22 protein-coding genes are annotated in these 20,329 nt (G+C 55.1%); 9 read left to right on the forward strand and 13 right to left on the reverse strand.

Annotation, left to right across the window (positions count from 1 at the left end):
• The first annotated feature begins 117 nt into the window (after positions 1–117).
• On the forward strand, positions 118–417 hold the full coding sequence (locus LPW13_RS13710) for a hypothetical protein (RefSeq protein WP_230436203.1): 300 nt from the start codon (positions 118–120) through the stop codon (positions 415–417).
• 198 nt (positions 418–615) lie between these two features.
• Positions 616–1,929 carry a DEAD/DEAH box helicase gene (locus LPW13_RS13715; protein ID WP_230436204.1) on the forward strand — a complete coding sequence of 438 codons (1,314 nt, stop codon included), beginning with the start codon at positions 616–618 and terminating at the stop codon, positions 1,927–1,929.
• 89 nt (positions 1,930–2,018) lie between these two features.
• On the opposite strand, the gene LPW13_RS13720 is transcribed toward LPW13_RS13715, so the two are convergent.
• From LPW13_RS13720 to LPW13_RS13735, 4 genes are all read right to left on the reverse strand, one after another.
• Positions 2,019–2,615: a zeta toxin family protein gene (locus LPW13_RS13720; protein WP_230436205.1), complete on the reverse strand. Its 597-nt coding sequence runs from the start codon at positions 2,613–2,615 to the stop codon at positions 2,019–2,021.
• A complete protein-coding gene (locus LPW13_RS13725) occupies positions 2,612–2,833 on the reverse strand; it encodes a hypothetical protein (protein ID WP_230436206.1) in 222 nt (73 codons plus the stop codon). The genes LPW13_RS13720 and LPW13_RS13725 overlap by 4 nt, the downstream gene beginning before the upstream one ends.
• A gap of 181 nt (positions 2,834–3,014) precedes the next feature.
• On the reverse strand, positions 3,015–3,419 hold the full coding sequence (locus tag LPW13_RS13730) for a GFA family protein (protein WP_230436207.1): 405 nt from the start codon (positions 3,417–3,419) through the stop codon (positions 3,015–3,017).
• Positions 3,419–4,039: a glutathione S-transferase family protein gene (locus LPW13_RS13735; RefSeq protein WP_230436208.1), complete on the reverse strand. Its 621-nt coding sequence runs from the start codon at positions 4,037–4,039 to the stop codon at positions 3,419–3,421. Before LPW13_RS13735 ends, LPW13_RS13730 begins: the two co-directional genes overlap by 1 nt.
• Before the next feature lie 119 nt (positions 4,040–4,158).
• Here LPW13_RS13735 and LPW13_RS13740 point away from each other — a divergent pair, with 119 nt between their 5' ends.
• From LPW13_RS13740 to LPW13_RS13760, 5 genes are all read left to right on the forward strand, one after another.
• Complete coding sequence (locus tag LPW13_RS13740; RefSeq protein ID WP_230436209.1) at positions 4,159–5,112, forward strand: helix-turn-helix transcriptional regulator; 954 nt, start codon at positions 4,159–4,161, stop codon at positions 5,110–5,112.
• Positions 5,113–5,269: 157 nt separating this feature from the next.
• Entirely contained in the window at positions 5,270–5,683 is a 414-nt protein-coding gene (locus tag LPW13_RS13745; RefSeq protein WP_230436210.1) for a VOC family protein, read from the forward strand.
• A 337-nt stretch (positions 5,684–6,020) separates the two neighbouring features.
• Positions 6,021–6,839, forward strand: a complete 819-nt coding sequence (locus LPW13_RS13750; RefSeq protein ID WP_230436211.1) for a hypothetical protein — start codon at positions 6,021–6,023, stop codon at positions 6,837–6,839.
• A gap of 37 nt (positions 6,840–6,876) precedes the next feature.
• Positions 6,877–7,569: an aspartate/glutamate racemase family protein gene (locus LPW13_RS13755; RefSeq protein ID WP_230436212.1), complete on the forward strand. Its 693-nt coding sequence runs from the start codon at positions 6,877–6,879 to the stop codon at positions 7,567–7,569.
• A gap of 158 nt (positions 7,570–7,727) precedes the next feature.
• Positions 7,728–9,119, forward strand: a complete 1,392-nt coding sequence (locus LPW13_RS13760) for a MutS-related protein (RefSeq protein WP_230436213.1) — start codon at positions 7,728–7,730, stop codon at positions 9,117–9,119.
• Between the two features lie 64 nt (positions 9,120–9,183).
• Here LPW13_RS13760 and LPW13_RS13765 read toward each other — a convergent pair whose 3' ends face one another.
• From LPW13_RS13765 to LPW13_RS13785, 5 genes are all read right to left on the reverse strand, one after another.
• Positions 9,184–9,810, reverse strand: a complete 627-nt coding sequence (locus tag LPW13_RS13765) for a glutathione S-transferase family protein (RefSeq protein ID WP_230436214.1) — start codon at positions 9,808–9,810, stop codon at positions 9,184–9,186.
• A 76-nt stretch (positions 9,811–9,886) separates the two neighbouring features.
• Positions 9,887–10,237 (reverse strand): YciI family protein, encoded by a 351-nt coding sequence (locus LPW13_RS13770; RefSeq protein WP_230436215.1) that lies wholly within the window; start codon positions 10,235–10,237, stop codon positions 9,887–9,889.
• Positions 10,238–10,282: 45 nt separating this feature from the next.
• The gene (locus LPW13_RS13775; RefSeq protein ID WP_230436216.1) at positions 10,283–10,726 is read right to left on the reverse strand and encodes an SRPBCC family protein; all 444 of its coding nucleotides are present in this window, start codon (positions 10,724–10,726) and stop codon (positions 10,283–10,285) included.
• Between the two features lie 59 nt (positions 10,727–10,785).
• Entirely contained in the window at positions 10,786–11,169 is a 384-nt protein-coding gene (locus LPW13_RS13780) for a YciI family protein (RefSeq protein WP_230436217.1), read from the reverse strand.
• A 135-nt stretch (positions 11,170–11,304) separates the two neighbouring features.
• Positions 11,305–12,552, reverse strand: a complete 1,248-nt coding sequence (locus LPW13_RS13785; RefSeq protein ID WP_230436218.1) for an RNA polymerase sigma factor — start codon at positions 12,550–12,552, stop codon at positions 11,305–11,307.
• 624 nt (positions 12,553–13,176) lie between these two features.
• Between LPW13_RS13785 and LPW13_RS13790 the strand changes: the two genes are divergently transcribed.
• Positions 13,177–14,142 (forward strand): linear amide C-N hydrolase, encoded by a 966-nt coding sequence (locus LPW13_RS13790; protein WP_268932649.1) that lies wholly within the window; start codon positions 13,177–13,179, stop codon positions 14,140–14,142.
• 30 nt (positions 14,143–14,172) lie between these two features.
• Positions 14,173–15,582 carry a glutamate decarboxylase gene (locus tag LPW13_RS13795; RefSeq protein ID WP_268932650.1) on the forward strand — a complete coding sequence of 470 codons (1,410 nt, stop codon included), beginning with the start codon at positions 14,173–14,175 and terminating at the stop codon, positions 15,580–15,582.
• Here the strand turns inward: LPW13_RS13795 and LPW13_RS13800 are convergent.
• Genes LPW13_RS13800 through LPW13_RS13815 form a run of 4 tightly spaced genes read right to left on the reverse strand, consistent with a single transcriptional unit; the run spans position 15,571 to position 20,259 of the window.
• The gene (locus tag LPW13_RS13800) at positions 15,571–16,728 is read right to left on the reverse strand and encodes an ABC transporter permease (RefSeq protein WP_230436221.1); all 1,158 of its coding nucleotides are present in this window, start codon (positions 16,726–16,728) and stop codon (positions 15,571–15,573) included. The two genes, LPW13_RS13795 and LPW13_RS13800, sit on opposite strands and share 12 nt — an antisense overlap.
• Before the next feature lie 36 nt (positions 16,729–16,764).
• Positions 16,765–17,892, reverse strand: coding sequence for an ABC transporter permease (locus LPW13_RS13805; protein WP_230436223.1), 1,128 nt, complete (start codon positions 17,890–17,892; stop codon positions 16,765–16,767).
• The gene (locus tag LPW13_RS13810; protein ID WP_230436225.1) at positions 17,889–18,896 is read right to left on the reverse strand and encodes an HlyD family secretion protein; all 1,008 of its coding nucleotides are present in this window, start codon (positions 18,894–18,896) and stop codon (positions 17,889–17,891) included. Before LPW13_RS13810 ends, LPW13_RS13805 begins: the two co-directional genes overlap by 4 nt.
• A complete protein-coding gene (locus tag LPW13_RS13815) occupies positions 18,886–20,259 on the reverse strand; it encodes a TolC family protein (protein WP_230436226.1) in 1,374 nt (457 codons plus the stop codon). The genes LPW13_RS13810 and LPW13_RS13815 overlap by 11 nt, the downstream gene beginning before the upstream one ends.
• Positions 20,260–20,329 lie beyond the last annotated feature (70 nt).

The raw sequence follows: 20,329 nt of genomic DNA on the forward strand, positions 1-20,329 counted from the left end.
GTCCGAAGTAGCCTAGATCTTCTGTGACATCTACTCTGGCACAGGGGGAAGAGCACCCTGCACTTTTTCGTGCCGAACTCTGCTACACTCGCGTCGAAATATTGATCCGGAAATATTATGGAACAGGAAATCCTTCAGGTATTTCTAGCCAACCAATGGCTGACGATACCGATATTCATTGTCCTTGTAATCGGTATCACCCTCTTCTGGTTCGGTGGCCTCATGGCTGCGCTGACGGCGCTGGGTAACGACCGCTGGGGCTGGGGGCTGTCGTCGATTGTTCTCGGCCCGATAACGGGCTTTCCATACGCTCTGATATACAAGGAAGCCACATATCCGAAATCACTGATGATCAAAGGCCTGCTTTTCCTGCTGGCAGGGCTGGTGCTATCACTTATCGCCTGGGCCATCGCCTGAACGGAATTTGTAGTCGATTTTGCCGGGTAGTGACCCCATATGGAGCACACTCTACACCGCGGTGCATCAAAGACGCGCCCGCCATAGCACCGGATATCTAACCGGCGCCTACTCTGTGCTTTGCTGTTACCATACCGCGCTGAAACCAGCCGCCAGCCATTTCCGGCCAACGCCGCTAGCCCCCCAAAGAGAGTCCAGATGTCATTCCAAAGCCTGGGATTGAGCGCCCCGATCCTGCAAGCCCTTGAAGAGAAAGGGTATTCAACCCCCACCGAAATACAGCGCAAAACAATCCCCGCCATCTTAGACGGACGGGACGTGATTGCGACTGCGCAGACAGGCACCGGTAAAACTGCGGCCTTTGTGCTGCCGATGTTGGGCAGGCTCAGTGGTGAGCGCAAACGGCGGGCGAAGCGCTTTCGCGCGCTGATCCTTGTGCCGACCCGCGAGCTGGGCATACAGGTAGAAGACAATATCCGAGGGTATGGCAAGCACCTTTCGGTAGTGTCCATGTGCATGGTGGGCGGTGTCGATCTGGAGCCGCAGAAGCAGCAGCTGATTGAGGGGGTAGATATTGTGGTGGCCACGCCGGGGCGCCTGCTCGACCTGGCACACCAGCGCGCGCTCTATTTTGACGAGCTGCAGATGCTGGTGATGGACGAGGCGGACCGCATGCTGGATATGGGGTTTATCGACGACCTTGAGAAGATCATTGCGCGCCTGCCCGAACAGCGCCAGAGCCTGCTGTTTTCCGCAACCCTGTCGCCCCAGGTTCGGTCGCTGGCGAAAAACGTGGTGGAAACCCCGTTTGAGGTATCCATTGCCGGAAACACCAAGTCTGCCCCGAAAATCTCCCAATGGCTGATCGCTGTGGACAAACACAACAAGTCGGCGCTGCTTAGCCACTTGGTAAAGGAGCGCAACTGGACCCAGGCACTGATCTTTATCCGCACCCAACATGGCGCGGCAAAGCTGGTGAGCCAGCTGGAGAAGCGCGGCATCGCGGCGGAATCCATCCACGGCGGCCGCAGCCAGGCTTCGCGCTCGCGGATACTGGAAGAGTTCAAATCCGGTAAAATCAAATTGTTGGTGGCGACCGGCGTTGCCGCACGCGGTATTGATATCGATGAGTTGGAACGGGTAGTCAACTACGATATGCCCGACGACGCCGATGAGTATATCCACCGCATCGGCCGCACCGGCCGCGCGGGCGCTTCCGGTGAGGCGGTGTCACTGGTTTCCAAAGACGACTTCAAACGCCTGTGCGCAGTGGAACGCCGGCTTGGGCAGATCATTGAACGGGTGACGATTGAGGAGTTTCCGGTGGTGAAAGAGCTGCCGGCGTCGAACCTGAATTTTTCGGTGAAGAGCGGGAAGGCGAAAAAAAGGGGCACCAAAGAAGGCCGCGGCACAAAAGAGGGACGAGAAGCAAAAGCGGCACAGCCTGGAACTAAAACTTCGTCCACCAACAGCCCTGCCACCAAAGCTCCTTGGGGCGCCATAAAGAAATAAGCGTTTTCAGTCACTACAACACTTATTTCCCAGGGTGGCGGCGATTAGCCAGTCAACACGGCTGGCTAAGCAATATTTTCAAGTAGCTCTCAACTCCAGTTTCCCTCAAATTTATTTACGAGATATTTTCTGATCCAGGGAAAACGGGGATTCCAGTTTACGAGTTTTCCGCCTTCAATTTCTGCAGCTGGCGTTATTCCGGCGGAGGAGTCGGTGTTGTCAAAGATTAAAGCGCGGTCGGCGGTAATGGCTGCCTCGTATAACATTTCCATAGTGCGCTTGTAGCGCTCGACGATTTTTTCTGTGGGCACATCGTGACCACCTTTAGCGACTCGATCCGCCACCCGCTGCACATTAAGCAGTGGATCATTGACCCCAACAAATAGTAACAGAATATCGAACCCTTTCGTTTTGGCAGTGACCAGATACTCGATTTTAGAAGGGTGAGACATAACACTTTCGAAACTGTGAGATACGCCACTATTCAGGAGTTCAGAGCGGCGCGATTCTGCTATTCTTTGCGCCTCTCTCACTGCAGCGTCGTAATCGCCACCTATCTCCTTGGCGATCTCATCCGGGTTGATGTACTCTCCAAAGTCCATGTCTTTCTTCATGAACATTTCAGTGAGTGTGCTTTTCCCTGAGCCATTTGGCCCGGCTATCAAGATTACCCTAGGCTTATTCATTTCTTGAGTGCCTCTACCTCATCCTTGGTCAACTTACGCTTGACGATATTTCCTTCTTTATCCAACTTTTCATAGAAGAACTCACCCGTTTCCGGATCTTGGGAAAGCACCTCCAGGCCTGCCTCAAGGCTCTCTTTACGGGCTTTCAGCCCCGCTTCAGACGCAACTTCAGCTATCTCGCCCATCGAAAAATCATCAAAGTTTCGTTTGCCAGTCATTCTCAAACTCCTTATTTAAAATTTCGGCAACTCAAACTATCTATAAATACTAGATCTGTACCAATTAAGTAAAGCTGATCCGGTTGGTATACCAGCCAAGCCAGGTTTATCCCATAGAGCTTTTCCATTTGCAACTAATGGGATGAACACTGGCCGAGCGCTTAGCAACTGATCTTTGGCGTTACAAATGACGGGTTTCCGCGGGGGTATTCATCCAGTTGTCATTGCGACCATCAAAATACTGCACCGGTGCATCGATCAGTTCCTGCGGGCTGACGTTATCCAGTGCCGATAGATAAACCGAGACAAATTCGCCACCCAGTTCCTCTACATCCCCTTTGCCGAAGCTATGTACACCGCAGTGTTTGCAGAACGGATGGTGGGCCTGGTTGGTGCCAAACTGGTAGTCGCTGAGCGACTCTTCGCCCTTTAGCAGGCGGAAATCATCCGGCTTGATAATCGCGCCCCACTCGCGGGTTTTGGTACAGATGGAACAGTTGCACTTGCCCGTGCCGGCGCTCAGGTCGATATCTGCTTCATACTGGACGGCGCCGCAATGGCAGCTGCCCTGGTAAGTCTTTTTCATCAGGCATTCTCCATCAACGCATCATCTTTTTCTGTGGCGCAGCGGTAGGCGTCGCGGGCGGCAACGCGCTGTGCGTATTCAACAAACTCTGGACGCTTTTCGATGGTGCCGAACTGTACGCCCCAGTTGATCTGTGATCCCACATAGACGTCGGCGGCGGTAAAGCGTTCGCCGGCTACATAGGTATGCTCTTTTAACCAGCTGGAGAGGTTATCCAGCACTGCCTTGTAGCTGCCATAGCCCACCATCATCTGTTTCTCCGTATCCGGCTCAATCTCGAATACCTTGAAGTCGGTCACTGCCGACTCCAGCGGCCCGGCAGCAAAAAACATCCAACGGTAGTAACTGGCACGCTCGTCAGGCAGCGGTGCCAGCTCTGCTTGTGGAAAGGTCTCTGCCAGATAGGCACAGATGGCGGCGCACTCGGTCACTACCTGACCACCGTGGACGATCGCCGGGACCTTACCCATGGGGTTGATCTTCAGGTAGGTGGGGGCTTTTATACTGCCACCGTATTCGAGCACTTCCACCTGGTAGGGGGCTCCCACTTCTTCCAGCATCCAGCGCGCGATGCGGCCGCGGGATTGGGGGTTGGTGTAGAGGGTTACATTCTCTGGCATAGCGGCTCTCCGTTTCTCTATGTTGCCCTTGTTTGTGAAGGGCGTTTGATCGGAACGGAAGCACTGTAGTTGTTAAATAGGCTATATTCCGCCCTAATAGAAGATGCGGGACATAATTCATGTCGAATCCTACGACACGAGTACTGGCATTACTGGAATTACTCCAGATTCACGGTAACGCCACCGGCAGCGAGCTGGCACAAAAACTCGGTGTAGACGGTCGTACGCTGCGCCGCTACATCGCGACGCTGGAGGAGATCGGTGTTCCATTAACGGCAGAGCGCGGGCGCCACGGTGGCTATAAGCTGGTATCTGGCTACAAGTTGCCGCCGATGATGTTCACCAATGAGGAGACCCTGGCCATCTCCCTCGGCCTGCTGGCAGCGCGCAGCCTGAGCGTGGGTGAGGTGTCTTCTGCCGTAGCCAGTGCCCAGGCCAAGCTGGAACGGGTGATGCCAGAGAAATTGAAGCAGAAACTGCGCGCACTGGATGACAGCGTCACCCTGGATCTGGTGCCGACGGCAGCCCCCGACAGCACCACCCTGACCACGCTGGCTGCGGCGACCCAGACTCGTTGCCGTACACTATTTGACTACACCAGCGGTAACGGCAACGAGCCTACAACACGGCGCGAGTTCGACCCCTACGGCCTGGTGTTCCGTCGCGGCCGCTGGTACGCGGTGGGGCACTGCCATCTGCGTGCAGACCTGCGCACCTTCCGGCTCGATCGTATGCAGAACCTGCAGCAACTGGACATCCCCTTTCGGCGACCACAGAATTTTGATGCCGCCGCCTACCTCACCACGAGTTTTTCGCAAATGGAACCGGCGGTTGAAGTGGAATTACTGCTGCATACGGACGTTGCCAGCGCCAGTGCAATGCTCGGCGGCGAGGTGGGCATCCTGACCCCCAAAGGGGACGCGGTGTTGTGGCGCGCCCACACCGGCTGCCTGAGCTGGTTTGCCTCGCAACTGGTGCAATTGCCCTGTTCATTTGAAATCCTTTCGCCCCCGGGACTACGCGGCGAGCTACGCCGCCAGGCCGAGAGGCTGCTATCCATGACGATGACGTGACTGTCGAGGACCGCACTGTGAAAGCGATCCGCGACGGCGCCTGATGCCACGCATTTTTCTGCCAGAATATTTCCCGGCCACTGTCGATTTCTGCCCGGGAGATACGACTATTAGTAACCAATATAATCCATATGCTGGTTGCAACCGAGGAAATACCATGTCCAGAATGATGTTCGTAAACCTGCCAGTCGCCGATTTGGGGAAATCTATCGAGTTTTTCTCCCAGCTCGGCTTCGAGTTCAACCCCCAGTTCACCGATGACACCGCCACCTGTATGGTCGTCGGCGAAAGCAACTTTGTCATGCTCCTTACCCGCGAGAAGTTCAGCAGTTTCACCCCGGGGCTTGAGATTTCCGATACCCGCGAAAGCGCTGAAGTGCTGGTGTGCCTATCTGCAGTGAGTCGCGAAGAAGTCGATGCGCTGCTCGACAAGGCCATCAAGGCGGGAGGCACCAGCTTCCGCGAGCCGGAAGACTATGGATTCATGTATGGCCGGGCCTTCCGTGATCTCGACGGTCATATCTGGGAGTTTATGTGGATGGATCCAGCCGCGGTGCAGTCAGACAACTGAACCCAGTATTGGGGGATCGACAAACTCTCTCCATAAACGTGCCCGGCGTCCGGCCGGGCACGTCTTCCCCCGCCGGGGGATGCACTATCTAGCTGCCTATCTGCAATGGCATACATAACAGCGTGGGTTGCCACCTACTGATATGCCGCCCCTCCAACTAGCGCGTGGCGCCCTTTTCCTGGCGCGTTTTTTCTTTGACTAGAATCAGGATATCGATCACTTTGAAGACGTCTACAGTCTTATGATTTGGAAAATACTTGTTCCGATATTAACTTTGTTGTTTTCAGACTTGGTTAGTGGTGGAACTTTGCCTGACCGTCGACAGAGCCTGGACAGAGTGGCGATAACGGACCGCTTTCGAATCTTTTACACCCTGTCGGGAAAGGATGCTCTGCCATCAGAAAGGCAGACTGATGCGGATAACAGTGGAACACCGGATTATATTGAGCAGTTAGCGCAGCGATTTGTAAAAGTAGATAAATTTTACCGAACGAAAGTGGGGCTGATATCGCCCCTCGACAGCGACCGGTACAAGGGACGCGCGCATTATATTGATATCAACCTCTTGAACCTTTCAGATGACAAGGGCAAGACAAGGAACGGCATCGCGTATGATGGGACCCCAAAACTCGACCGAGTTGTTGCTGGAGCAGAGTCACTCAACGTTCTCTTGATTGATTTATCCAACTCGCTCAGTTGGGAAAACAAGACGGTGGAACACGAGCTGTTCCACCTTTTCCAGAACGGGTACACCTATTTTAAGAACCCCTGGTATACCGAAGGGACCGCCAGGTGGTCGGAGCTCATAATGAATGGCCGTCTTGGCAGTGGCGGCGGGCTACCGCATAGCGAAGACCAGAAGCAGGAGCTGTTTCACAAAACGTATGACGCAAATACATTCTGGAACGAACTGATACTGCGTTCAGACAAGGCGGCACTGGGAAAAAATTTCATAAAAAAACTTTTAGAGAAGCTTGGGGAGATTGACGGCGTTGCCGCTCGAGATCGGGGAATAGAGAGCGCACCCTGGCCGGAATCCGAACAACGGAGTGAAGATAACGATCCATATATATGGCGCGCTGTACTGGAAACAATGCGGGAAATCGGATACACCGAATCCAATGATAAAGATGTAAGTAAACTACTCAAATTATAGTATTAGTATTTGACAGATCCGGGGGAGGACGTTAGCAATGAAAACAATCGGCCTACTGGGCGGAATGAGCTGGGAGTCCACACTCAGCTATTACAAAGCCATTAATGAGGGCGTAAGAGCCAGGCTGGGCGGATTGCACTCCGCAAAAATTTGTCTTTACAGTGTCAACTTCGATGAGATCGAACGACTGCAACATGCGGGAGATTGGCTCGAGACAGCCAATATTCTTTCTCAGGCAGCCAGGTCAGTCGAGAAAGGCGGTTCCGATTTCCTGATGATCTGTACCAACACCATGCATAAAGTATTTCACAAGATCGAAGCGGAAATCTCCATCCCGATTCTGCATATTGCCGACGCCACGGCACAGGCATTGACACGGGATGGTGTGACTACCGTGGGTCTACTGGGTACGCGCTTTACCATGAAACAGGATTTCTACAAAGGCCGACTATCTGAAAAATTTGGCATTAAGGTGCTGACACCCAGTCCCGAAGAGCAGATTGTGGTGCATGAGGTCATCTATAAAGAACTTTGCCTGGGTACAGTGAACCCTGATTCGAAAGCGCGATATCTGGAAATTATCGAGAACCTCCGCGCACGTGGTGCACAGGCGGTGATCCTTGGCTGCACAGAGATTGCGCTACTGGTAAAACAGAGTGATACCACTGTTCCGCTGTATGACACGGCCGAGATTCATGCCAAGCAGGGTGTGGAAACGGCAATTTCCTGATAACGCTCTTCCCGAAACTCAAACGCCTGGCGTGGTGCCAGATTGAAATCATGCTTAAGTCTGCTTAAATAGAGAGCGACAAATAACAATAAATGTCTATTCGAAATCGTGGGACCACACTTTCCCTGGATATCGATCTGCACATCGGAAGCCCACTTATGTCACTCAGTAGCACCGAACTCGATATCCTGGGTATCGACTCCCACACCTTCAAAGACCTGGAAATTTTTGAATGCGATACTGGCGATGCCAGCTTGTTCGATTTCTGTAATCGGACGCGTTCTATCGGCGGCGCTGTAGTGCTGCGACGACGGATGCAAAGCCCCTGGGCCAGTGCGGAACGTATAGAAGCTACACAGCAAGCGATTCGCTTTATCACAGCGCAGCGCTCACACTTCAGGACGATGCCCTCCGTGTACGCAGTCGAGGGTACGCAGGACTACCTGCAGGAAATTCTGCCAAACCTGGACTTCCGCAACCGATTGGAGTTTGCGCTGGGTTCTTTCCAGGTCTGGGCCAACCAGGACAGTCACTATTTCAGCATCGTGCGCGGCGCACAGGCCGCTTGCCGGTTGATCCGGGCACTGCGAGCGTTCGCGGCGCTGGCGCCGCTGAAAAATGCTCCCGGGGAACTTGAACCGCTGCTGCGGCAGTTGCGTGCGCTTTTGTCCCGCCCGAACTTCCGTATGGTGCCGGATTTTGACGTCGGGACCTGGGGTACCTGGAAGATGCTCAAGCTCGACCAGATGCTGCGAGTGAAAGAGAAAGAAACGCTTTCCCGGCTACTGGCGCTGAATTACGAGCTGGATGCACTGGTATCCATGGCCGATGCCAATGGTGAGCACGGTTTCGTAATGCCGGAGGTCTGCGCCGGGCCACTGCGAGCAAATGCCGATGGGCTCTATCATCCATATGTTACGAACCCAATCGCTAACCCGGTGTCGCTCAACCAGCAACATCGCATTCTATTTCTCACCGGTCCCAATATGGCAGGCAAGACTACCTACCTGCGCGCATTTGCCACCGCACTCTACCTCGCCCACCTGGGCATGGGTGTGCCAGCACAGCGCTTTCAGTTTGTTCCGGTACAGTGGCTGTTCAGTTCGATCTCTCTGACCGACGATCTGCGGCGCGGGGTAAGCTATTTCCGCGCCGAAGCACTGCGCGTCAAAGCCGTGGCCGAGGCGGTCGCGCGGGGTGATCGGGTTTTGGCGTTGATGGACGAACCATTCAAGGGGACGAACGTCAAAGATGCTTTCGAGGCATCTCTGGCCATTCTCGAGCGCTTCTCCAGCCGGGAGAATTGCCTGTTTATGTTCTCCTCCCACCTGATCGAACTCAGCGACCATTTGCAACGCCTCAACAACCAGGTGGACTGTCGCTACTTCGAGGCCGCCGAGAGCGGCGATCGGCTGCATTTCGATTATCGGTTGCGCCCGGGTATTTCTGACCAGAGATTGGGTATGCGGGTACTGCGGGAAGAGGGTATTTTTCATCTGCTAGATAAGCCTTCATGCCCGGCACCTGAAGTATCGCAAACAACGCTGTGATCAAAGGTAACAATTATGATGGAAGTGTGTTCTTCAGTTGAACAACTCGAACACACCTGTTTACCTACCCCTCCATCGCGGCAAATCCCTCCGCGATCGTCATCGGCGCCGCTGGGCGGGCGTACATGGTTTTCAGGTATTCTCGCAGCCGCGGTGCCGCATCCAGAAGCGCTTCAGTGTTTACCCAATCTAAGGTATACGCGGCATTGAAGTCGGCTACGCTCGGCCTGTTGCCGACAATGAAGTCCCGGTCTTCCATGTGCCGTTCCAGGACGCTGACCATTTCACGACACTCCTGCTTCGCCAGTTCGACGTCCTGCGGCAAGCGTTTGTTTTCCGGGTACAGAAATGTGTGCCGCGATATACGCCACAGCGGTTGTTCGATCTCGGTCATAAGGAAGAATATCCAGCGGTACATTTGTGCACGCTCTTCCAGAGAGTCGGGAATAAAGCCAGCTTGCGGATATTTCTCTGCCAGATAGAGCTGGATGGCGGCGGATTCGGTCAGTACCAGATCCCCATCGACGAGTACCGGAACTTTGGCGGCGGGGTTGAGCGCGAGAAAGTCTTCCCTTTGGGCCTCACCTTTCAGGAGGTCTACGTGATGGATTTCGTATTCCAGGCCGAGCTCGTTGAGCAGCCACATCACACGTATCACTCGGGTGGGAGGTGTCCCGTATAGTTTGATCATCTCCGTCTTCCTGTCTTGTCCGGTCACAGATTCACCACCGGAGGACTGATTTCTACCCGCGGTGGTGAAAATTGGTTCACATTGTTGGATTGGGCATGCACTCCATGACTTCCACGCCGTCACCAGGGAAGATACTGAAGCTCGGGTGCCCTTCAAAAAGCTTGGCCGCGGCTTCATGGGTTTCCGCTTTGATGATGACGTATCCGGTGATGTTATTCTGGGTGTCACCGACGCCATTGGAGTCAATACTTTTGGTTTTTCCCAGCGGACCGCCGGCGTCGACGATGATGTCGTGATGCTGCTCCATCCAGCCGTTCCAGGCGGCCATGCCCTCTTGCAGGCGCTTTTGCTGATCCGCTTCAGACAGGTCATCCCAGGTTTTCATGGAACCCGGGGTACCGAGATAGATGGCGAGGAAGTTCTTCACGTTTTCTCCTTGTGTTTCGCTTTTGGGGGGATTTCAGAATAGTGGTTACTGGTTGATTTCCGGTTCTACGAGGCGCGCCAGTGCAGCGAGGGACTCCTGCCAGCCGAGGTAGCACATCTCCACCGGAATCATATCGGGTATGCCTTCCTGGACGATGCTGAGCTCGGTGCCACAAGAGACTGCTTTCAGCGTCACGGTGACCTCCATGGTGCCGGGTACGTTCGGGTCATCGAAGGTATCGGTGTAGCGGATGCGCTCATTCTCCACCAACTCCTTGTACTCTCCGCCGAAGGCGTGGGTCTGACCGTTGGTAAAATTGGTAAATGATGCTTTGAAGGTGCCGCCGACTTCCGGCTCCAGGTATTCGTAAGTGGCGTAAAAACCATCGGGTGGGGACCATTTGGCCATGGCGTGGGGGTTGATAAAAGCGCGGTACACACGCTCTGCCGGGGCGCGTAATACGCGGTGTAAATTTACCGTGCCGGGCATGGTTTTCTCCTGATCTTTCTGTTGCTGTTGTTGATGTTCCTGCTGTTTCGAAGGATGGCTTACCCGGCGTTGCCGCCAGCCTGGTTGCCTTCCTCCATCAGTTCCCGCACAGGGCGGACTTCCACTGAACCGTAACGCGCAGGTGGAATCTTGCCGGCCAGGGCGATGGCCTCGTTGAGATCTTTCGCTTCCAACATGTAGAAACCAGCCAGCTGCTCCTTGGTCTCCGCAAAGGGACCATCGGTGACCGCGACGCGATTGTCGCGCACCCGCACAGTGGTGGCGGTGTTGGTGGGCATCAGCGGGCTACCGGTAATAAAGTGTCCGCTAGTACTCAGGTTTTCAACACAAGCGATACATTCCTGGTTGAGCGCATCCCATTCCTGCTGGGACTTCTGCTGCATAAGCTTTTCGTCGTAGTAGACCAGTGCAAGGTACTTCATTCTGTGTTCCTCCTATTTACCAGGATGCGATGCGGATTGCGCTGTTGAACTCGGCGCTTTGATAGTTAGTCGAACGGAGTTGATGGCATTCGACAGGCGGGTGAAATTTATTTGAAAACTTTTCTGGATCGGCCGTCAGTCGGACTCCAGTTCGGCCAGGCGGCTTGCAAGAAAGCGCTGTTCCGGGCCCTGTTGCGCCAACTCCAGTGCACGCCGGTAAGCGGCGCGCGCTTCTTCTTTCTGACCGAGACGGCGGTACAGGTCGGCACGGGCCGCGTGGCACAGGTGATAGTCGGTAAGAGCGTCGCGAGCCAGCAACGCGTCAATCAGCTGCAGCCCCTGTTCCGGGCCATCCCGCATTGCCACGGCTACTGCGCGATTGAGTTCGATCACAGGCGACGGAGTCATAGCCAATAGCGCGTCGTACAGACCGACGATCTGTGGCCAGTCGGTGTTCTCCATGGTATCGGCCTCGGCGTGGACGGCGGCAATGGCGGCTTGCAGGCTGTAGGGGCCGAAGCGACGGCTGGCCAGAGCGCGCAGTACCCGATTGCAGCCCTCCCGGATCTGCTGCTGATCCCATAGAGCGCGGTCCTGCTGCTCTAACAGAATCAGCTCGCCATCGGCGGAGACGCGAGCGGCGCGGCGGGCGTCTTGCAGTAGTAACAGGGCCAGCAGGCCTTCGACTTCAGGTTCTGGCAACAACTGGCACAGCAGGCGCGCAAGGCGGATGGCCTCTGCGGACAGGTCGTGCCGGATCAGCTTGTCACCGGCGGAGGCGGAATAACCCTCATTGAAGATCAGATAGATGACGTGCAAAACACTGTCGAGCCGCTCCGGTAGCTGCTGCGCTTCCGGCACTTCATAGGGAATGCGGGCATCGCGAATTTTGGCCTTGGCGCGCACGATGCGCTGGGCGACGGTGGGCGTGGCAGCCAGGAAGGCACTGGCGATCTCCTCCGTCGTGAGACCACACACTTCCCGTAGAGTCAAAGCAAGTTGTGCCTCGGGTGCGAGGCTTGGATGGCAGCAGGTAAAGATCAGCCGCAGGCGATCGTCCTCGATGCTGTGTGCCTCTTCCTGTTCCGTGGTCAACTCGGATTGCAGGCGCTCGGCCACATCCTCATAAGACACATCAAAGCGGGCTTTGCGGCGCAGCTGGTCGATGGCTTTGAAACGTCCGGTGGATACCAGCCAGGCACGGGGGTTATCGGGTATTCCCTCAGTTGGCCATTGGGTGAGCGCCACAGCGAAGGCGTCGTGTAATGCTTCCTCTGCCAGATCAAAGTTGCCAAGCAAGCGAATCAGGGTAGCGAGGACGCGACGAGATTCGGTCTGGTAGATTTCCTGTAGGCGGACCTGGAATATATCGGGCATAGACATAATTATTTTTCGTTTCAATGGGCTCTAATGTTCAATGCTGGCATATTTTTACCAGTATTGAACGGATCAACGAAACCCGAGTTACCCCGCGATCTTGGATAGAGACACTATATCATCGGATATTTCTCAGGCTTGCGCTTCGATTTCTCTCCACTTGGCATTATCTCGCTTCATTCAATGGCCGCACGTGGCCCGGGGCGGTCTCCCGCTACTGACCGCCTGTTCTTCTAAATATACTGTCACACGGTCGCTACTAGTGTGGTGTAACGGACTAATTGTGCATATCAGAGCCCCCCAAATTGTTCACAGTAAGGCGCCGCTCGCAGGGAATGGCGGGCCCTTTCCAAGAGCGGTAACGCAGCTGTGGGCGATTTGGGGGGCTCCCTTCGGGCGGACCGCTAAGCAGCCATCTGCTGCGTTGCACTTGCTTGACGTAGAATGACTACGCCAGCGCAAGTGCGCCTTACATCTGACCGCTTAGCGGCCCGCTGATAAGCACAATTAGTTCGTTACACCACACTAGAGCATTTCACTCTAGACTTAATATTCACGCATCTGAATCAACCATCACCCTTCGTTCGCTCAAAACCGTTCATGATTGTGCGATCACTCAGGAGTCTATGTATGTGCACGCGAACTCTCTGGCTGGACAGTGGCCAAGGCCCCATTGCTGGACGAAATATGGATTGGGCACAGAGCCTCGGGACCAATCTTTGGGTGCTTCCCGCCGGTATAGAGCGAATTGGAATAGACAATGACCCCAATCCCCTGAAATGGCAGTCGAAGTACGCGAGCCTTGTGGCTACCGCCTATGATCTGGCGACCGCGGATGGCCTCAATGAAAAGGGGTTGGCCGCGCACATTCTTTGGCTGACCGAATCGGAGTACGGCGAACGCGATGAAAAACAGTTGGGGCTCTCCGTTTCTCTCTGGGCCCAGTTCTACCTGGATCAGTTTGATAGTGTTGCGGCTTGTGTGGAATACACCAAGAACAATGCCATCCAGGTACGCCCTCAGGGTGACCCGGTATCCGGCCGCTGGTCGACGGTCCACTTGGCACTTGGTGATGCGTCTGGGGATTCCGCGGTAATTGAATTTATCGACGGTGAGGCCAAGGTCCATCATAGCCGTGACTACACAGTAATGACGAATTCTCCACCATTTGACGAACAGCTCCAGCACCTTACCCAGTATCAGGGGTTTGGTGGCGACCTCCCCCTGCCCGGCACCACGGAAGCCGCCGACCGTTTTGTGCGAGCGAGTTACTACTTATCCAAACTGCCGCCAGCGGATACGCCCAGAAAGGCTTATGCCGCGCTGCTGAGTGTAATGCGCAACGCCGCACAGCCTTTTGGCGTTGCAGACCCGGCGCGCCCTCATATATCGATGACCATCTGGCGCACACTCATTGATCTAAAACGCGGGATTTACGCTTTCGAATCATCTTTCAGCCCGGACATTGTATGGGTCCAACTTAACAAGATGGATCTGACAAAAAGTCAGAAACTGGATCTCGCCCAGGAAGGTCTGGTGGGCAATATGACAGACAAGTTTGTCGATACACCTGCATTCAATTTTTTGTCCGCGTAACGTCAGTATGTGAAGCAGAGGATTCTCGCAATGCCTTTACACCGGAAAAGCAAGCATAAGCATCAATCAGGTTATGTGGGCGAAGATATTTTCAGCGCTAGTGCTACCCGCCACAGTGTCCCACGCTACAAGTTACCCAAACACAGTATGCCAGCAAAGACCGGCTATCAACTGGTGCGAGACGAACTGTACCTGGACGGCAACTCACGACAGAACCTTGCCACCTTCTGCACCACCTGGGCGGAGGACGAAGTACAGCGTCTGATGGCCGATTGCTTCGACAAAAACATGATCGACAAGGACGAGTACCCCCAGACCGCGGAGATTGAGTCTCGCTGTGTCCATATGCTCGCCGACCTTTGGAATGCACAGGATTCGGAAGATACCATTGGCTGCTCTACCACCGGCTCCTCAGAGGCCGCCATGCTCGGTGGTCTGGCGTTAAAGTGGCAGTGGCGAAAACGGCAGAAAGACAACGGCAAGAGTATAGAAAAACCCAATCTGGTCTGTGGCCCAGTACAGGTATGCTGGCACAAGTTCGCCCGCTATTTCGATGTAGAGCTGCGCGAAATTCCGCTGGACGGAAATGAAGTCTGTATGAATCCAGACAAGATCCGCCAGTATGTTGATGAAAATACCATCGGCGTGGTTGCCACTTTGGGAGTCACGTTTACCTGTGTCTATGAGCCAGTAGAAGAGATAGCCCGTGCACTCGATGTGATTGAAAAAGAAACCGGGCTTGATATTCCAATTCACGTCGACGCAGCCAGCGGCGGCTTTGTGGCTCCATTTATTCAGCCCAACCTGGCGTGGGATTTCCGTATCGCGCGGGTAAAGTCCATCAACACCTCTGGACACAAGTTTGGCTTGGCGCCACTCGGTGTAGGCTGGGTAATATGGCGGGACGCCGGCGAGCTGCCCGAAGACCTGATCTTCCACGTGGATTATCTGGGCGGTGATATGCCCACTTTTGCCCTCAACTTCAGCCGTCCCGGTGGCGAAATCATTGCGCAGTATTACAATTTAATTCGTCTGGGTTTTGAAGGCTACCGGGAAATTCAGCAGGCTTGTGTCGATACCGCAATCTGGCTGGGAGAGCAGGTTACCGAGATGGGACCTTTTGATATTTTCTATAACGGAAAAGGTGGCCTGCCCGCAATCGGCTATTCGCTGAAGCCTGGAAAGTGGGGATTTGATCTTTACGACTTATCTGACCGGCTACGCATGCGTGGCTGGCAGATTGCCTCTTACCCCCTACCTTCAAACCGCCAGGATACGGTCATCCAGCGAATCATGATTCGTCACGGTATCAGCCGGGATATGGCTGCACTTCTGGCAGAGGATATGCGTCGCGCCATCGAATATTTTTCAACGCATCCGATTGCCGCGTCCGAACCGCGCCCCACCAGCAGCCATTCTGGACGCAGTTCATCCAGCTGATAGCTTCCCGGTACGGTACCTGCCGCGTGAGACAGCCACCAGCATGCCTCCGTACAGGAGGCATTGCGCTAAAAGTGTGACTATCGGGGTTATAACCGAGGAGAAACCGGTACCCAACTGGTTCAAGCGCACAAACCCCTGCACACCGGCCGAGCTTGGTATCAGGTATGACAAAGAGCGAAGTGGCTCGGGAACGCTTTCCAGCGGCCAGGAAAAACCCGATAGAAATACAATAGGCAAGGAGGTGAATAGCAAAAACGGAATAACGTCCTCAGCACTTTTAAAAAACTCGGCAATCAGCAACCCCAGCAGTGAAACGGAGAGCAGAAACAAGCTGAGAAATGGAATCAGGTAGGCAGCCTGCCCCACCGCCGGGAGATGGTACACGGGAAAGATTATCCAACGGATAATCATAAACTGTAAAAGGTAGATTCCTACCCATGGAATATTGCGCCCCGCAGTCCAGACAATTCTCCGAGCTACACCTTTGGGAGCTCCCTCCTTCAGGGCACGACGCGCATCGCACAGTAATCCCAGTCCGATCAGCATGGTTTGCTGTAAAATCACCATCGCAACAGCCGGCACCACAAAGCTCGCGTAACCACCCGCAGGGTTAAAGAGTTCAATCACCTCCAACTGAAAAGGCTCCTGGGTGGCCGCTGCCAATCCGGACTTACCGGAACTCTCGGCAAAGGCAACTGCGCCAAGCTCTCCCCCCGCGTCCAGCACTGCTTTCGTGGCCGCGTCGGCCAGCTGACTGTAGGCGAGCAGGTAGCCTGCATTGGCAAGCAAGCCAATCACAGGGGATTCTCCCCGTGTCACGTCATGCTGCAGGCCCGCAGGAATTTCCACAATGCCCAGTACTTCGGAGCCTTCCAAGGCCCGCCTTGCCGCCATGGGATCTGCAGAGCCGTCTACAATCTGCAACAGCTCGGCAGCGTCAATATGCGCGAGCAATTGACGCGAGAGTGCGGTGTTATCCAGGTCCAATGCATAAATAGGCATATCCCGGTAAGCCTGAGGTGAATACGGCCCGGGGTAAATTGCGCTGTAGAAAAGGGCCGCACCGCCAAGAATCAGCAGGGTTGCAGGCGCGATGATCAATGCCCGGATCTCGTAGCGGGCACCGGCAAACAGTGATCTCATTGCAGTTTAACCTCACTTCCCTCTAACCCCAATCCGCTAGCGCAATTTCCGTGTGCGCCAATAAAACAGTGCGGCCGAAAAAAACAGGAAAACACAGGCAAACCCAAGCAGGTGCTGCAACTGTGGAATCGCGAATTCAACCCGCACGCGCTCGGTTACAAACTGTGTTTGCAAGTGGAGGAACCACGTGACCGGCAGGGCCTCTCCAAACAGACGTGCCGCCACCGGCATGGCGCCCTGAGGGAACGTGACTCCGGAAAACGCGACTGCAGGTCCTGCAAGCACGCTGACACAGGAATAGGCAACGTGCGACGGAAATGCCATCGCCAGACTGGAGCCCAGCCCCAGATACGCGGCGACCAGCGCAGCCCAACCGACCACAAACCAGAAGGGTTCAGACATGGGCGGCAGATCCAGCCAGGAAAAACAGATAAGCAGACAGCCAATACCGATCGCCACCCACCACACAAATGCCGCGGTGAGCTTTCCCCACAGCGCGCCCCAACCAGTGGCGTACAACCACTGTTTATCTTCCCCGGCAATACAGCGGGCCCCGTGCAAGACCACAAAACAATGCAGACTCGCGGCAATCAGAGCAATCCCCAGGTAGGCTGCGTAATCAAGCCCCGGGTTATACAGGGGGTGTGTCTGTGTCCGGATCGGCTGCGCCATCGCCTCAGCTTGTAGCATGGGAGTCCCCTGGGCCATGCGCATCGTCACGGACTCAACCCCGATCTGGGTAAGAATGACCTCCTGCACGTCGCTGCTGATCGCATCCGCTGTGGCGAGTGACTGTTCATTTAACAGCAAAGCGACCGTGGGCTGTCTGCCGCGGACAATGTCGCGGCTGAAGCCACTGGGAAAAGAGACAATTGCATAGGTCTCCCCCTTTTCCATCCGCGTTTTCGCTGCATCCATGGAGGCTACCGTTTGCTTTACACTGATCGCAGGTGCGGCATTCAGCTGCGCACTGAGCTGTCGTGTGATGGCACTGCTATCCTGATCGACAATGGAAATTGGCAAGCCGGTAATGGTCCGCGCACTGAAAATGACAATCAGCAGGAAGCACGCGAGTACTGGCAGCCACAGCATCAGCCAATGGGTGGTTTTCTCAGTGTGCCAGGCACGCAATTCCCGCCGGATCGTTGCACCAAAGCCTGTCATTTTTCTGACCGCACTTCACTCTGGGGCACCAGCACCGTCATGCCGGCGCGCAATCCCGCTATGGAAGAAATTGGACGAGCCCGCACCTCGAAGGTACGCAGATCATAACTGCCGAGCGCACGGGTAGAAGTCCAGGTCGCGAAATCGCCAAGTACCGAGATCTGGTAAACAACCAGTTTTACATCCGTACCAGATTCGCCCAGAGCCGGGATTTTTGCCGACAGTCGGTCTCCCACCTGAAGGCCATCCAGTAGATCTTCGCGTACGTTAAAGCGGACCCAGGGCGCATCTGTTTTCGCCAGTATCGCTATGGGGATGCCCGCGGCGACGATTTCCCCTTCGCGAAAATTGATGGATGTGATCTCACCGTCGGCCAATGCGTATACCTGCTGCTCCGACACAGCCGACTCCACCAACTGGCGCTCACCCTTCGCTTCTTTTGTTACAGCCGCCGCTGTTACCTTGTCTTGTGGGCGCAACCCCGCTACCACCATTTCATAGTCTGCCTTTGATGCCTGATAGACAGACCAGGTGGAACGCTGGGCAGCAATGGCCTCATCAAGACGCTGCCTGGGAATCACTCCCTGATCAAACAGGCGCCGCATCCTACCGGCGGTGACACGCGCCAACTCAGCCTGGGCTTGGGTGGCGTCCATTGCGGCTCTGGCAGACTCGACTTCCTCCGGGCGCGCCCCCTTATCGGCCTTGGATTGCTGCGCGGCAGCTCCCTCAACCATCGCATTCGCCTGCATCAGACGAGCCTGTGCTTCCGGATCGCTGATTTCTGCCAACAAGGCGCCCTTGCGTACTCTCTGCCCCTCTTCGATATTCAGACGTGCAAGCCTGCCTGGATACTTGGTGGCAATATTGAGTTCGCGCATTTCCACCCGCCCCTCGATGTAGCTCTCCTCTTTACAGCCATACAGCCAAAGTACGACAGCGGTGACCAGGATGCCTTTGATCGCGAATAAAATGGGACCTGATCGAGAAGGCTTACTTGACATTGGGAACCACTCCGGGCTTGGCGAGAACATCCAATACAGTTGCGCCGCGTCCAGTCGCCAGCATCAGGCTCGTCCATGCCAGCAAACAGTCATAATCTGCAGCCAGCCTTTGCAGCTTCGCCCCCGCAAGCGCGTTTTCCGCATCGACCACATCAATGGATCGCCCCTCGCCCGCAGCAAATGCGGCACGCTGCATCCGCAGACTCTCAGCGGCAAGCCGCTCGGTTCTGCGTGACACATCTGCACGGCGCTGTGCGTCCAGAAAAGAGGAGTAGCGCGACTCCACGTCCAACTGCACCCGATTCTCGGCCTCTCTTGCAAGCGCCTGTGTCGTACGCCACTCTTCCTGCGCAAGCGATACACCGGCCTTGCGCGCGCCACCATCAAAGATTTTGAAGGTAAGATTCGCCGTTACGGTCCAGTCTGGGATCAGCTCTGGCAATTGATAGCTGTGCAACTCAAATCCCCCTACAATGGTCACGTCGGGCCAATACTCCGAGCGAGCCACTCCGATGACCTTTTCGGCCTGTCTGGCCGTGGCGTTCAACTGGCGAACCAGTGGATTGAATTGCTGCGCATCATCGAGCAAGTGCTGCAAGTCCGCGGGCGCCGGCAATTGGGATGGCGGCCCCGACGCGGTCTGGACATCCGGGTTTCCCAGACTCAATAGACTGCTTAACCCCGCGCGAATATTCTCCAGCGCGTGTTGCCGCTCCTGTTCTTCCAGTTCCGCCTGCGCCAAGGCCACTTCTGCGCGCATACGATCAGCTGCTGCGATCTGCCCCTCATTTTCAAGAATCCGCGCATTCCTCAAGTGTGTGCGCAGGCTTCCTACCACGGAGGTCTGAACCTGTAGCGCACGCTCACTCACTGACACACCGAAATACCTGGCCGTCAAATCCAACAGAAGTTTATTCTCAGTGACTTCTTTCCCCGCACTGGCAACTTCGATGCCAATAGCACTGGCCTCCTGTAAAGAGCGTGTACGGCCACCAGTAAATACCGGCCAAGTGAGCGTAGCCATGGTGAAACTGAAGTCGCGCGGCTGCAGAATTGGGTTCGGGATTTCCGGTATGGCGGGATCCAGCGCCTCCAGCACTTGGTTTATTGGTCTCAAATCCACCTCCACCGGATCTGAGAATTGACCGTAAGTGGAAATCACACCGAGCTGCGGCAACGCCAATGCACGTGTTGCACTGTTTTTTGCCTCAGCGCCCGCCAACTGCGCGCGTTCTGCCTCCAGCAGAGGGGTTTTCTGCAGACGCTGTACCGCTTCAGAAAATGTCAGCGGATCCTGGTATGAACCCGCTGCAACCTGAGCAAACGGCAAAACTAACAACGTCAGCAATAACCACCGGATCACACTATTCGCCTACAAAAATCACGGATATGAAGATTCTTCTGTAAATAGTTCCAAAGCACCGATTTCAACC

The organism is Microbulbifer celer, assembly GCF_020991125.1.
Classification (GTDB): Bacteria; Pseudomonadota; Gammaproteobacteria; order Pseudomonadales; family Cellvibrionaceae; genus Microbulbifer; species Microbulbifer celer.

Bases quoted from the DNA above. Each gene is read 5' to 3' on its own strand.
- LPW13_RS13720 (WP_230436205.1), bottom strand. From the start codon at position 2,615: ATGAATAAGCCTAGGGTAATCTTGATAGCCGGGCCAAATGGCTCAGGG.
- LPW13_RS13745 (WP_230436210.1), top strand. From the start codon at position 5,270: ATGTCCAGAATGATGTTCGTAAACCTGCCAGTCGCCGATTTGGGGAAA.
- LPW13_RS13735 (WP_230436208.1), bottom strand. From the start codon at position 4,039: ATGCCAGAGAATGTAACCCTCTACACCAACCCCCAATCCCGCGGCCGC.
- LPW13_RS13765 (WP_230436214.1), bottom strand. From the start codon at position 9,810: ATGATCAAACTATACGGGACACCTCCCACCCGAGTGATACGTGTGATG.
- LPW13_RS13810 (WP_230436225.1), bottom strand. From the start codon at position 18,896: ATGTCAAGTAAGCCTTCTCGATCAGGTCCCATTTTATTCGCGATCAAA.
- LPW13_RS13740 (WP_230436209.1), top strand. From the start codon at position 4,159: ATGTCGAATCCTACGACACGAGTACTGGCATTACTGGAATTACTCCAG.
- LPW13_RS13780 (WP_230436217.1), bottom strand. From the start codon at position 11,169: ATGAAGTACCTTGCACTGGTCTACTACGACGAAAAGCTTATGCAGCAG.
- LPW13_RS13800 (WP_230436221.1), bottom strand. From the start codon at position 16,728: ATGAGATCACTGTTTGCCGGTGCCCGCTACGAGATCCGGGCATTGATC.
- LPW13_RS13730 (WP_230436207.1), bottom strand. From the start codon at position 3,419: ATGAAAAAGACTTACCAGGGCAGCTGCCATTGCGGCGCCGTCCAGTAT.
- LPW13_RS13805 (WP_230436223.1), bottom strand. From the start codon at position 17,892: ATGACAGGCTTTGGTGCAACGATCCGGCGGGAATTGCGTGCCTGGCAC.
- LPW13_RS13790 (WP_268932649.1), top strand. From the start codon at position 13,177: ATGTGCACGCGAACTCTCTGGCTGGACAGTGGCCAAGGCCCCATTGCT.
- LPW13_RS13760 (WP_230436213.1), top strand. From the start codon at position 7,728: ATGTCACTCAGTAGCACCGAACTCGATATCCTGGGTATCGACTCCCAC.
- LPW13_RS13710 (WP_230436203.1), top strand. From the start codon at position 118: ATGGAACAGGAAATCCTTCAGGTATTTCTAGCCAACCAATGGCTGACG.
- LPW13_RS13715 (WP_230436204.1), top strand. From the start codon at position 616: ATGTCATTCCAAAGCCTGGGATTGAGCGCCCCGATCCTGCAAGCCCTT.
- LPW13_RS13725 (WP_230436206.1), bottom strand. From the start codon at position 2,833: ATGACTGGCAAACGAAACTTTGATGATTTTTCGATGGGCGAGATAGCT.
- LPW13_RS13775 (WP_230436216.1), bottom strand. From the start codon at position 10,726: ATGCCCGGCACGGTAAATTTACACCGCGTATTACGCGCCCCGGCAGAG.
- LPW13_RS13755 (WP_230436212.1), top strand. From the start codon at position 6,877: ATGAAAACAATCGGCCTACTGGGCGGAATGAGCTGGGAGTCCACACTC.
- LPW13_RS13795 (WP_268932650.1), top strand. From the start codon at position 14,173: ATGCCTTTACACCGGAAAAGCAAGCATAAGCATCAATCAGGTTATGTG.
- LPW13_RS13785 (WP_230436218.1), bottom strand. From the start codon at position 12,552: ATGTCTATGCCCGATATATTCCAGGTCCGCCTACAGGAAATCTACCAG.